The organism is Bacillus sp. 005/A4HT-01/001, assembly GCF_004634445.1.
Classification (GTDB): Bacteria; Bacillota; Bacilli; order Bacillales; family Bacillaceae; genus Bacillus; species Bacillus altitudinis.
The window spans coordinates 370,038-382,604 of the sequence record NZ_SEIZ01000004.1 but is presented as its reverse complement, the minus strand read 5'-3'; the positions used below and the strand labels follow the sequence as shown (position 1 = coordinate 382,604).

Genomic DNA, 12,567 nt, shown 5'->3' with positions numbered 1-12,567 from the left:
ATTGAAACATGGGCAAGTACTTTGGAACTGATGGTGTAAGGGGTGTGGCTAATAGCGAATTAACGCCAGAGCTCGCATTTAAAATTGGGAGATTTGGCGGCTATGTGCTCACGAAGGATAAAGAACGTCCAAAGGTACTCGTTGGACGAGACACGCGTGTATCTGGTCATATGTTAGAAGGAGCACTCGTAGCAGGCTTACTTTCAATTGGGGCTGAAGTCATGCGTTTAGGTGTGATCTCAACACCTGGTGTGTCTTATTTAACGAAGGCAATGGATGCAGAAGCAGGTGTCATGATTTCAGCTTCGCATAACCCAGTTCAAGACAACGGAATTAAATTTTTCGGCGGTGATGGTTTTAAACTGTCAGATGAACAGGAAAATGAAATTGAGCAGCTAATGGATCAGCCAGTTGATGAATTGCCACGTCCAGTGGGAGCCGATCTTGGAACCGTGAATGACTACTTTGAAGGCGGTCAGAAGTACTTGCAATTCTTGAAGCAGACAGCGGACGAGGATTTCACAGGCATTCACGTAGCGCTTGATTGTGCACATGGTGCAACATCTTCTCTTGCAACACATTTATTTGCAGATTTAGATGCAGATGTGTCAACAATGGGAACATCACCAAACGGATTGAATATCAACGATGGCGTAGGTTCTACTCATCCAGAGGCACTTTCTGCTTTTGTGAAAGAAAAAGGAGCGGATATTGGTCTTGCGTTTGATGGCGACGGCGACCGCTTAATTGCAGTCGATGAAAAAGGTGATATTGTAGACGGCGATCAAATTATGTACATATGTGCACGTTATCTAAAGGGTGAGGGCCGATTGAAGGATGACACGGTTGTGTCAACGGTCATGAGTAACCTTGGTTTCTATAAAGCGCTTGAGAAGCAAGGCATTAAGAGTATTCAAACCGCTGTTGGTGACCGCTATGTGGTCGAAGCGATGAAAAAGGATGGCTATAATGTCGGAGGCGAGCAGTCAGGCCACTTGATCTTCCTTGATTATAATACGACAGGTGATGGCATGCTTTCAGCAATCATGCTGGTGAATACACTAAAAGCAACAGGAAAAACATTGTCAGAGCTTGCAGCTGAAATGGAGAAATTCCCGCAACTTCTAGTGAATGTGAAGGTATCTGATAAGTATAAAGTGGAAGAAAATGAAAAAGTAAAAGCTGTGATCCAAGAGGTTGAAAAAGAGATGAACGGTGACGGACGCATCCTGGTTCGTCCATCAGGAACAGAACCGCTTGTACGTGTCATGGCAGAGGCGAAAACAAAAGAGCTGTGTGATGAATACGTGGCTCGCATTACGGCTGTTGTCAAAGAAGAAATGGGTATTGAGTAATTGATTAAAGCAAATCGCAAAGTAGCGGTTTGCTTTTTTTCGAATAAACGTCATAAGAGGAAAGTTCTATACGAATGATATAAGCGAGGGCAATTTGCTGCTTGCTTTCATACATAAGAGAGCACATCAAAGGTAGAACGTGACAAGCCTCATCGCATATAGTGTAGGGAGGTCTCACTTTCTCACATGAAAGGGATCACCCGCTAAATTGTGATTGACGGAGGTCAGACCTTATAGTACAATCATCCTTGTGTTACTGGATTTTTATTCTAGCAGGAAAGGCAGGGTAGATGTTCAGCCACTCTTATAATTATAGCGCCCGAACTAAGCGATCGAACGAGACAGATGCTTAGTTGACGAGGATGGAGGTTATCGAATTTTTCGGCGGATGCCTCCCGGCTGATCAAATATAGAGATCACAGCCGTAAGTGTTTCTTTAAAGCAAAGAGGTGACTCTTTGTACAAAGGGAATACACATGATCTCCCAAAATAAACATGTAGAGAGGGACGAAGAAATGTCCCTTCTATTTTAGTAGGCTTTCTTTGTCCCTTTCACATGATCGGGAGGAAGAATATTTATGTGTGGAATCGTAGGTTATATTGGTCAGAATGATGCGAAGGAAATCTTATTAAAAGGTTTAGAGAAGCTTGAGTACCGTGGGTATGACTCAGCAGGTATCGCTGTGGCAAACGAAGATGGCGTGCATGTGTTCAAAGAAAAAGGACGTATCGCTGAGCTTCGTGAAGTCGTTGATGCAAACGTGGCATCTTCAGCAGGAATTGGACATACACGTTGGGCAACACACGGTGTACCAAGCCATCTAAATGCGCATCCGCATCAAAGTGCTTCTGGCCGTTTTACGCTTGTTCATAACGGTGTCATCGAGAACTATGTACAATTGACACGCGAATATTTACAAGACGTCACACTAAAAAGCGACACAGATACAGAGGTTGTTGTTCAAGTCATCGAACAATTTGTGAATAGAGGTCTTGATACAGAGGAAGCTTTCCGTCAAACGCTTCTTCAACTAAAAGGCTCTTACGCAATTGCCCTTTTCGATAACGAAAACAAAGAAACAATCTATGTGGCGAAAAACAAAAGTCCATTATTGGTTGGTTTCGGCGAAGATTTCAACGTTGTGGCTTCTGACGCAATGGCGATGCTTCAAGTAACAAACGAATATGCGGAATTAATGGATAAAGAAATGGTCATTGTTACTAAAGACGAGGTTATTATTAAAAACCTTGACGGTGATATCATGACACGTCCTTCTTATATCGCTGAGCTAGATGCAAGCGACATTGAGAAAGGCACATATCCTCACTACATGTTAAAAGAAACGGATGAACAGCCGCTAGTGATGCGCAAAATCATCCAAGAATATCAAGACGAAAACGGCAAGCTGTCAGTCGCTGGCGATATCGCAAGCGCAGTAGCAGAAGCAGACCGCATTTATATTGTGGCTTGCGGAACGAGCTACCATGCTGGACTTGTTGGTAAACAATACATTGAAGACTGGGCGAAAGTACCTGTAGAAGTTCATGTAGCAAGTGAATTCTCTTACAACATGCCGCTTCTATCGAAAAAGCCGTTGTTCATCTTCCTTTCTCAATCTGGGGAAACTGCGGACAGCCGTGCTGTACTTGTTCAAGTCAAAGAGCTTGGTCATAAAGCATTAACGATCACAAACGTACCAGGATCTACGCTTTCTCGTGAAGCGGACTTCACATTGCTTCTTCATGCAGGACCAGAAATCGCAGTGGCTTCAACAAAAGCCTACACAGCACAAATCGCTGTTCTTGCGATCCTTGCATCTGTTGCAGCTGAATTAAATGGTCAATCACTTGACTTTGATCTTGTGAAAGAGCTTGGGATTGTAGCAAACGCAATGGAAGCCCTAGTCGATCAAAAGGATGAAATGGAACAAATCGCTCGTGACTTCTTCACAGTGACACGTAACGCATTCTTTATCGGAAGAGGACTTGACTATTATGTGTGCCTTGAAGGTTCACTCAAACTAAAAGAGATCTCTTACATCCAAGCAGAAGGATTTGCTGGCGGAGAACTCAAACACGGCACCATTGCTTTAATTGAAGAAGGCACACCGGTCATTGCCCTTGCCACGCAAGAGCACGTGAACCTCAGCATTCGTGGTAACGTCAAAGAAGTTGTTGCACGCGGCGCAAACCCATGTGTCATCTCACTAAAAGGCCTAGAAGACGAAGGCGACCGTTTCGTCCTTCCAGCTGTACACCCAGCACTTGCACCACTTGCATCTGTTGTGCCATTACAGCTGATCGCTTACTACGCAGCCCTTCACCGCGGGTGTGATGTGGATAAACCACGTAACCTTGCGAAGAGTGTGACGGTGGAGTAGGTTTTAAATAAAATCGGTTTTTTGATACCCCTTTTAGATATAATTGTCTAAAGGGGTATTTTTGTGTCAATAGAACTAGCAGTTGAAAGATTTAAGCTGAACTTTGATTGATAGATACTATTTCCATGTTGCTATTATGATAAATATTCTTAGGGGGAAATATTATTTTTATTCGATACGTAAAAAAAGAAAAATGGGGAATTGTTTTTTTCTTCATTGGTTATATTGCATTGTTTATCATTTCTTATTGTTTAATTGGTGGTCCTGTCTCAAGTGGAGGACCAATAGGTGTATTCCTTGGATTTTGTATTGTTCAATTTCTTAAATATAGAGCTTTCAAAAAAGATGAAAGAAATAATAAAGGCATATATCATCGTTTATAAGTTATATTTTTAACACATTATACTAAGTGCATAATGAGAGAGCGTCCCCTTGAGAAAGCGTGACAGTTTAAATATTTAACGAAGAAAGAGAGCAGATACATGACCAAACCTAAAATTTACACAATGAGCTTTGCAAAAGTCTATCCTCTCTACATCGCAAAGGCAGAGAGAAAGGGAAAAACGAAAGCTGAAGTCGATACGATTATTTGTTGGTTAACAGGCTACAGTCCAGAAGAGCTTGAGGAACAGTTGGACAAGCAGATAGACATTGAAACTTTTTTTGCCGAGGCTCCTGAGCTTCATCCTTCCCGCAGCTTAATTAAAGGAGTCATCTGTGGTGTTAGAGTAGAGGACATTGAGGAAGAGACCATGCAGAACATTCGTTATCTAGATAAGCTGATTGATGAGTTAGCGAAGGGAAAGAAAATGGAAAAGATTTTGCGAGATTCGTCATGAACATCACAAGCGAGCCCAGTGAATAAACTTCACTGGGCTTTTTTATATTTATAGACCATTCGACCAATAAAAATAAAATCCATTTGAACGAATTCTCTCTTCATGTCGTCAAAAGAAGTAATATCAAAACAAATTGACGTTTGAAAAGGGAGTGGCGTGTATGGATATGAAGATGATTTTACCTCTTATTTTGCTACAAGCGATTTTAATGGTGATTGGTTTGTTTGATTTGTTGAAAAGAGATCCATCGAGGATTAGGGGAGAGGTGAAGTGGGTTTGGGCTTTGGTGATTGTGTTTGTGGCGAGTGCCGGTCCTATTGCGTATTTCATTTTTGGTCGTAAACAATCTTAGTAGGGGGGATTCGCTTGAATATGTTGGAGTGTTACGGGCTGACGAAATCGTATGGACGGCATGAAGTGTTAAAAGATGTCTCTTTTTCTGTTGGGGAGGTTGGATGTGTTGGCTTTTTAGGAGCCAATGGAGCGGGGAAGACAACGACGATCCGAATTTTGACGGGGCTTGCTCGTCCTACGTCTGGCGTTGTGAAGGTGGCGGGTTTGGATGTCACAAGGGACATGGATCAAATCAGTCAGGTGATTGGGTACTGTCCGCAGCATCCTGCATTTTATCAGGATATGACGGGGCAGGAGTGGATGCATTGGGTTGGCGGGTTATTTCATTTAGAGAAAAACATCATTCGTTCCAAAACAGAGGAGCTGTTGAAGCTTTGCCGTGTGTATGAGGCGAAGGATCGCGTTATTGGTAGCTATAGTGGAGGCATGAAGCAGAGGCTTGCCATTGCACAGGCGCTGATCAATAGCCCACAGGTTCTGATCCTAGATGAGCCTGTGTCGGCACTTGATCCCATGGGGAGAAAAGACGTCCTGACTTTGATTGAGCGTCTAAAGCATGAGATGCTGATCTTTATGTCGACCCATATTTTAGATGACATTGAACGTGTGGCCGATCATATTATCATGATCAACAGCGGCAAAATTGAGATGTCCTCTTCTATGAAACAGCTCAAAGAAGACTATATCCAGCCCGTGATTGAATTTCAATTAGCACAACAGAATACGAAACTAATGGCTTTGTTAAAAGAACGGGATTGGGTGGAGGAATGCATAGAGACAGGAGGCGCTTATCAGGTGCGAGTCAACAATCAACAAACGGCATTGAAGGAGCTGCCGGGTCTCATCACTGCAACTGGTGGTGTTCTTCTCCAATATCAACTATCTAAGCTGACGCTTGAAGATATTTTCATGAAGGTTGTGACGCCATGATGATGTTGAAAAAGGAATTTAGGGAGTTATTCACTAGTTATAAAATCTTATTTGTGCCGATCATTTTTACGATTTTAATGATTACACAGCCTATTACGCTCAAAATGCTGCCGGATCTTTTGTCGAAATCAGCGAATTTACCTGAAGGGTCTACATTTTATATACCAGAGCCTAGTGCTGGAGAGGCTTTAGCCAGTGCATTGAGTAAATTTGATTCACTCGGCGTGTTTATCCTCATTATGATCGTGATGGGGACGATTGCTGGAGAGCGTGGCTCTGGGGTGACGGCGATGATTATGGTGAAACCGATCAGTCGAATGAGTTATTATGCCTCAAAAATATGTGCCTATGCCTGTTTAACGTTGTTTAGTTTGATAGTGGCGGTGCTTGCTTCCGTTTATTATGTGGACATCCAATTTGGGCATGTGGATTGGGGCGATGTGTTAAAAGGAACGCTTTTGTATTATCCGAACCTACTGCTCATTGTAGTATCGACCATTTGTGCATCGGCGTTCTTTAAGCGTTCAGTGACTGCGGGCGGCGTTTCCCTTTTGATCAACCTCATCCTGTTTACCGTTCCTTCGTTTTATGAGGATACATTAGGGAAGTTTGCACCTAAAGGCGTCACAAGTGCGGCTGAGGAGATGATTCATAGAGGGACTTATTCAGATCAGGCACTTACTAGCTTTCTAGGTGTATCGGTATTGATTGGTTTCTTTTTTCTCATCGGATGGTTTCTTTTTAGAAAACAAGAATTATAGCATGATGTACCCTTTGGATATGAAAATCTAAAGGGTTTTTATGTATTTAGTAAGTAATAAATAAGATATAAATACATGTTATCATGATTTAAATGTTGAAATAATATATACTTAGTATATAATTACTCCGTAAAGGAATGGGAGGAGTTTGCAGATGATTCAGATCAAGCATGTGAAGAAGGAATTCTTTCAAGGCCAGGAGCGGACTGAAGTGTTGAGGGGCGTTGATTTGACGGTAGAAGAAGGGGAGTTTGTAGCGGTGATGGGACCGAGTGGTTCTGGAAAAAGTACATTACTTCAGCTGTTAGGCGGGCTTGATCTGCCTTCAGATGGAGAGATTTTGATAAATGAACATCAGTTAAGTGAGATGAATGAGAAAGAGAGAACGATTTTCCGCAGAAAACAGATTGGGTTTGTGTTTCAAAATTATCAGCTGCTGCCTACGCTAACTGTCGAAGAGAATGTGGCGTTTCCGCTGCATGCAGATGGACGTTTAACAAAGGAGAATCAACAGACGGTTGTAGAGCTGTTAGAGGCTGTTGGCTTGAATGGACTTGGGCGGAAACGGGCTAGTTTGCTGAGCGGCGGTCAGCAGCAGCGTGTAGCGATTGCAAGAGCTCTAGTCAATCAGCCGTCAGTGCTGTTAGCAGATGAGCCGACGGGGAACTTGGACCGGCATAGAGCGGAGGATATTTTGGCGTTAATGTGCAAGTTCAATCGAGAAAGCAAGCAGACGATTATCATGGTGACGCATGATATTTTCGCAGCAGGATTTGCGGATCGAATCATCCTTTTTAAAGACGGTGTTATTGATCAAGTGATATCTAGAAAGGATGATGATTATGCTCAGTATGTGGCGAATTTCATGGCGTAACATGATTCAGCATAAAAAGCGGTTCGCCATTTCTGTATTAGGCATCATGGTGGGAATTGCTTTTGTCACGTCGATGCTCATTGCCGATCGAACGACAAATGATGTGTTTCATTACTATGAGCAAATGTATGTCGCTGATGCAGATTATTGGGTGTTGAGTGATGATCATACGTATGATGAGGAACAGATCTCCTCCATTTTAAACCATCCTGATGTGACAGGATCATTATTAGCGCTGGATAAACAGACGTTTTTTGAGGTAGAAGGTGATCACTCTCTTAACCAACGGGCAGTGCGCATTACCGGAGTACAAGATCAAACGAGCTCTTTACTGAAGCTGCCTGTGATTGAAGGGCGTTTGGATAATCAGGGGTTGGTCATACCAGATGTTGTGGCGAAGCTGCTGAATAAAAAAGTGGGAGATACCATTCGTTTTTCTGATTTGGGCGAAGCGAAGGTATCTGCCATTGTGGAATATACACAGCTGCTTTCAAGTCCGAGTGACTGGAAGAGTGCAGAATCATCGAGTTTTCGTGTGATGGCGCCACTTGATTTATTGAGAGACTGGACGGGACTCGATCATCAGCTTTCTTATATGAGATTTCAGACGAATGATGGCGGAGAGCAGCTCTTTCAATCTTTACAGAAAGAGTTCAAGGATGCCGATGTTTTTGTCCAGCCTGTGGTGGCGGATGACCGACAAAGTAATGACATTGGCGGGTTGTACACGTTCTTTTATCTCATCGCAGGGCTGTCGATGTTTATGAGCGGTTTTATCGTGTTTAACATGATTTATACGAGTGTGATGGAACGGAAAAAGGAATTTGCGATTATGAAGAGCTTCGGTTACACGCAGGGCTCTGTTTCAAAACTAATGTTGATTGAGGTTTTGATCTTGGCATGTATTGGAACAGCCATTGGGGTGCCGATTGGCGTTTGGCTTGGAGATGTGTTCATGCAAACACTGCTTGGTGTGTTCGCTTTTGATATGGTGTATTCGTTAAATTGGCAAGTGCCTGTTGTAATTTCAGTGATCATTGGTATTGTGTTCCCTGTGCTGTTTTCGTTATTTCCGATCTATCATGCAGGGAAAACGTCTGTGCTGCTGACTTTAAAATCCACTACCCAAACTTCTGCACCGAAAAAACGATCGGTCATTAGGGCGGTGATAGGGATAGGCTTGCTTTCATTCATATGGGTGGATCATCCGGCTGCTTATCTTGCCATTTTAGCCAGCATGGTTCTGTTATTCCCATTTTTCCTGCTCTTTTTGAACCGGTTGTTGGCACCTCTTTTGAAGCTGGTTTTTGGCTATCCAGGTCATCTATCAGCGCAGCATGTCACGCAGCAACTGAATCGAAACGCTAATACGGCGGCGATTCTAGCTGTTGGGATTGCTGTGATCTTGCTTTTAAGTGCGGTCATTGAATCGGCTCCAGACGGCTACGAAAGAGAGATTCGTCAAACGTACGGCGGTGATCTCAGGGTTACTTCTGAAGCGTCATGGACGAAAGCGGATCAAGAAAAGCTGTCATCCTATGAGGCTGTTGAACGGGTGGAACCGATGATGGAAGCGGCTCCTTTGACATGGGAAACGGCTGATGGAGAGAAAAGACAATTTTCTCTGATCGGCGTAGAGGAAAAGGGACCGTCTTTTATAGAAGGTGACAATAAAGGCGATTTGTATCAACGATTATCAGAAACGCCTTCTATCGTGTTAGGAGAGCGTGCGTTTGATGAATGGGGTGGGCGTATTGGAGAGAGTGTGTATCTCAATGCACCTTCTGGCCGGCAACAGTTACAAGTCATTGATGTGGTCAAAACTTCTCATCATTCTGGTTATGTGGCATTTGTCGATCAGACATTTTTACAAGAGGATTTAGGGTGGGCGCAGCCCCTTGATATCCTGCTTACGTTAAAAGACAAAGGTGCCGGTGAGTCTTTACGAGATCAGCTATGGGAAGACTTTGGACATCGGCTTTCAAAGGTGAAAACAGTAGAGGATGAGATTAAATCAACGACATCGGCTTTCACTGGTATGAACGAGTTAATTTCTATGATGCTCATTTTCATTATGGGGCTCGCGAGCATTGGAACAGCCAATACACTGCTGATGAATACGCTTGAACGTACATCTGAGATTGGCACCATGCGGGCGCTGGGGCTGACAAAGCAGCAGGTGAGAAAAATGATCGTCGGAGAAGGTGTGCTCATTGGGTTAACAGGTGTGATTGGCGGCATTTTATTTGGTGTGATTCTTCTATATATTTCAAGCCAATCTGATTGGCTCGGTGGATTTGTTTCATTCCAATTGCCGTTTGTGCATCTAATGCTGGCAGTGATCGCAGGAATTGCACTCAGTTTAGCGGCTTCATGGATTTCTAGTGCGACAGCGAGTAAAATAGAGATGATATCATCTCTCAAAGAAGGTTAAATCATATGTCAGTGAAATACGGAATTTTAACATCGCTCTGTCAGCAGCAACATCATGGATATGAATTAAAGCTAGAGCTAGAGTCATTGCTCGGAATAAAAGGGAAAATCAACCCGGGTCAAATCTACACGACGCTTGATCGGTTAATTCGTGATCAATTGGTGACAGCAGTGGGAATAGATGACCAAGATCGAAAGCTGTACGACGTGACGGAAGAAGGCAGACAAGAGCTGGAATCATGGCTGTTGGCACCTGTTCCATATCATGCTGCAAAGGATGATTTTCACTTTAAATGGGGCTGTGCACGGAAAATCAGATTTCATCAAGAAAAAGAAATGCTTCAGCAGCAGAAAGCCGTCATCATGAAAGATGTGATGGAACTCACGAAGCTAAAAACGGAATGTCTTGTGCAAGGTGATGAGAGTCGGTACTTATTGATTTCTGGCACACTGCTTCATTTAGAGGCGGATTTGAATTGGATTCATCAAATTGAGCATCGGAGCGGGTCATCATTTTAGAGAGGTCTTTCTTTTGAAGAAAGGTCTTTTTTTTGGCTTCGTTTGGAGCATATGCAGATAGGATGGGAAGAAAGTTTGGTATGATAGGTGGAAATTGATTGTATTTTCAGAAAAGGGGTTTGATCAATGAAAACATCACGTAATCCTGAGACCATTCACGCACCAGTTGCACCGTACATCCATCAAATAGAGACAACAGGGCCGCAGCGGTGGTTAACCTTATCAGGGCAAGTGGGGATGGAAGTCGATGGAACCATCCCAGCGAGCCCGATGGAACAGCTCGAGCTAGCGTTAGAGAATGTAAAACGCAATGTAGAAGCGGCAGATATGAAAGTGGAAGATATAACGAAGCTTGTGTTTTATTTAGTAGGGGAGTTTGATGCCGAGAGTAGAAAACGAATCATGGGTCAGTTTTTAGGGGATCACCTGCCTTGTATGACGATGATTTATGTGGTGGCTTTGGCTTCACCTGCTTTAAAGGTCGAGGTGGATGCTTGGGCTTGTCGTGATATGGATTAATGAAATGATTGTTTATATCAGTTGAATATGCTAAAAATGGTATAAAAGAGTGTTAATAAAGAGGTGGTTTTTTGTTTCAATCAAACCAAGAATTGAAAAAAACGGTGGTCTTTTATGCAGGTGTGGGAGCTGTTTTGCTTATTCTCATGCTGTTGACATGGCTACCGATTTCTGCAGACTGGGAGTTGCCGTTGATTTTGTTTGGATTGGGGATTTTGTTTTATGTGAAGCGTGTGCTTTGGAAGGATGAAAAGAGTCATTAATCATAAGTAGGTTACCTAGAATATAAATTCTAGGTTTTTTTATTAAATTTACCTTAAAACACGGTTTTTCACATGGGTATGAGATCCAATTTTTTAAAAGTGTGGTAGGATAAATATGCTTTATTTTTATATTTTCCGAAGGAGCTGTCGTGTTGAAGGGATCTAGGGTTGAGTTTATTGATAGTTTACGTGGTTTTAGTTTATTAGGTATTTTGATAGTGAATATGCTTAATTTTCAATATGATTATGATTTTGAGAAGATGTTTGATCCGAGCATATGGGGACAGGAGTTTGGGGTATATGTGACGGAAATCTTGTTCCATGGGTCATTTTATCCGATTTTCTCCTTTTTGTTTGGGTATTCTTTTATCAAACTGATTGAATCTACAAAGGCCAAGGGGCTGAATACGAATGCCATCGTCGTTCGCCGCGGCTTTGGTCTTATTGTGCTTGGGATGCTGCATTTAATCTTTATTTGGAATGGTGACATTCTTCTCTATTATGGAGCTTGTACGTTTTTCCTAATGATGTTTATACACAGCCGAATCAAAACAGTGTTTATATGGTCGGGTATTTTAGGTGCCGTATCTTTAGTGATTTATCCAACTCTAATGAATTTTATTTATGGAAATTCTGAATTATTAACAAATGTATATGGGACTGGTACATATGGCGATATTGTGTTGAGCCGGATTACAATTGAAGATGATATGGTCATCGTCTCCATCATTATGGCAATTGTAACACTTACTCTGACACCAATTTTAAGTCTTCTCTATGCTCCTATCATGATCGGTCCATTTGCACTGCTTGGCATGGCGATCGGGAAAAAAGGTCATCTGACAGAAGAAGATCGAGGCATGGCTTATCGTAAAGGCTGGGTTTGGATGATTATCATCGGGCTCGCTTTAAAATGTGCGACGTTCAGTGATGCTCCTTGGAGTGAAATGGTGCTGACGTTAGGAGCCTATGTCCTGACGATCGGTTATATTCAAGCTTTTATTGTCTTTTACTATTCAAAGGCTGCACAAGGGTTGAAACGTCTGCTTGCAGGACTTGGCCGATTGTCTTTATCAAACTATTTAGCACAATCTATTATTTGTACAACGATTTTCTATTCTTACGGACTTGGGTTATTCGGACAAATGGGCTCAATGTTTGGACTGCTACTTGCTGTTGGACTTTACACAGCACAGCTGTTCATCAGCTATCTCTATTTGAAAAAGTGGAGAAGAGGGCCTGTGGAATGGCTTATGGGAAAATGGGTATATTGGAGATAAATTGATTTGTTGAGGAACCGCATGGCTGAAGAGCTGTGCGGTTTTTTAGTTGGATCGCA

12 protein-coding genes are annotated in these 12,567 nt (G+C 42.6%); all 12 read left to right on the top strand.

Going from position 1 to position 12,567, the window contains the following annotated elements; all coding sequences use genetic code 11:
- The first annotated feature begins 8 nt into the window (after nucleotides 1-8).
- The 12 genes from glmM (at nucleotide 9) to ES896_RS14500 (ending at nucleotide 12,508) form a co-directional block, all read left to right on the top strand.
- On the top strand, nucleotides 9-1,355 hold the full coding sequence (glmM, locus tag ES896_RS14555; RefSeq protein ID WP_007498543.1) for a phosphoglucosamine mutase: 1,347 nt from the start codon (nucleotides 9-11) through the stop codon (nucleotides 1,353-1,355).
- A gap of 578 nt (nucleotides 1,356-1,933) precedes the next feature.
- Entirely contained in the window at nucleotides 1,934-3,736 is a 1,803-nt protein-coding gene (gene glmS, locus ES896_RS14550; RefSeq protein WP_007498541.1) for a glutamine--fructose-6-phosphate transaminase (isomerizing), read from the top strand.
- Between the two features lie 482 nt (nucleotides 3,737-4,218).
- Complete coding sequence (locus ES896_RS14545; protein WP_035390673.1) at nucleotides 4,219-4,575, top strand: DUF2200 domain-containing protein; 357 nt, start codon at nucleotides 4,219-4,221, stop codon at nucleotides 4,573-4,575.
- 160 nt (nucleotides 4,576-4,735) lie between these two features.
- The gene (locus ES896_RS14540; protein WP_003217265.1) at nucleotides 4,736-4,927 is read left to right on the top strand and encodes a PLD nuclease N-terminal domain-containing protein; all 192 of its coding nucleotides are present in this window, start codon (nucleotides 4,736-4,738) and stop codon (nucleotides 4,925-4,927) included.
- A 14-nt stretch (nucleotides 4,928-4,941) separates the two neighbouring features.
- Complete coding sequence (locus tag ES896_RS14535; RefSeq protein ID WP_135226939.1) at nucleotides 4,942-5,859, top strand: ABC transporter ATP-binding protein; 918 nt, start codon at nucleotides 4,942-4,944, stop codon at nucleotides 5,857-5,859.
- Nucleotides 5,856-6,620 (top strand): ABC transporter permease, encoded by a 765-nt coding sequence (locus ES896_RS14530; RefSeq protein WP_135226938.1) that lies wholly within the window; start codon nucleotides 5,856-5,858, stop codon nucleotides 6,618-6,620. Before ES896_RS14535 ends, ES896_RS14530 begins: the two co-directional genes overlap by 4 nt.
- Nucleotides 6,621-6,774: 154 nt before the next feature.
- Nucleotides 6,775-7,494, top strand: a complete 720-nt coding sequence (locus ES896_RS14525) for an ABC transporter ATP-binding protein (RefSeq protein WP_046527279.1) — start codon at nucleotides 6,775-6,777, stop codon at nucleotides 7,492-7,494.
- The gene (locus ES896_RS14520) at nucleotides 7,463-9,928 is read left to right on the top strand and encodes an FtsX-like permease family protein (RefSeq protein ID WP_135226937.1); all 2,466 of its coding nucleotides are present in this window, start codon (nucleotides 7,463-7,465) and stop codon (nucleotides 9,926-9,928) included. Before ES896_RS14525 ends, ES896_RS14520 begins: the two co-directional genes overlap by 32 nt.
- 5 nt (nucleotides 9,929-9,933) lie before the next feature.
- Nucleotides 9,934-10,446 carry a PadR family transcriptional regulator gene (locus tag ES896_RS14515; protein ID WP_007498534.1) on the top strand — a complete coding sequence of 171 codons (513 nt, stop codon included), beginning with the start codon at nucleotides 9,934-9,936 and terminating at the stop codon, nucleotides 10,444-10,446.
- Nucleotides 10,447-10,572: 126 nt separating this feature from the next.
- Complete coding sequence (locus tag ES896_RS14510) at nucleotides 10,573-10,965, top strand: RidA family protein (RefSeq protein ID WP_017358886.1); 393 nt, start codon at nucleotides 10,573-10,575, stop codon at nucleotides 10,963-10,965.
- A 71-nt stretch (nucleotides 10,966-11,036) separates the two neighbouring features.
- Nucleotides 11,037-11,228 (top strand): hypothetical protein, encoded by a 192-nt coding sequence (locus ES896_RS14505; protein WP_135226936.1) that lies wholly within the window; start codon nucleotides 11,037-11,039, stop codon nucleotides 11,226-11,228.
- Nucleotides 11,229-11,380: 152 nt separating this feature from the next.
- The gene (locus ES896_RS14500) at nucleotides 11,381-12,508 is read left to right on the top strand and encodes a DUF418 domain-containing protein (RefSeq protein WP_135226935.1); all 1,128 of its coding nucleotides are present in this window, start codon (nucleotides 11,381-11,383) and stop codon (nucleotides 12,506-12,508) included.
- Nucleotides 12,509-12,567 lie beyond the last annotated feature (59 nt).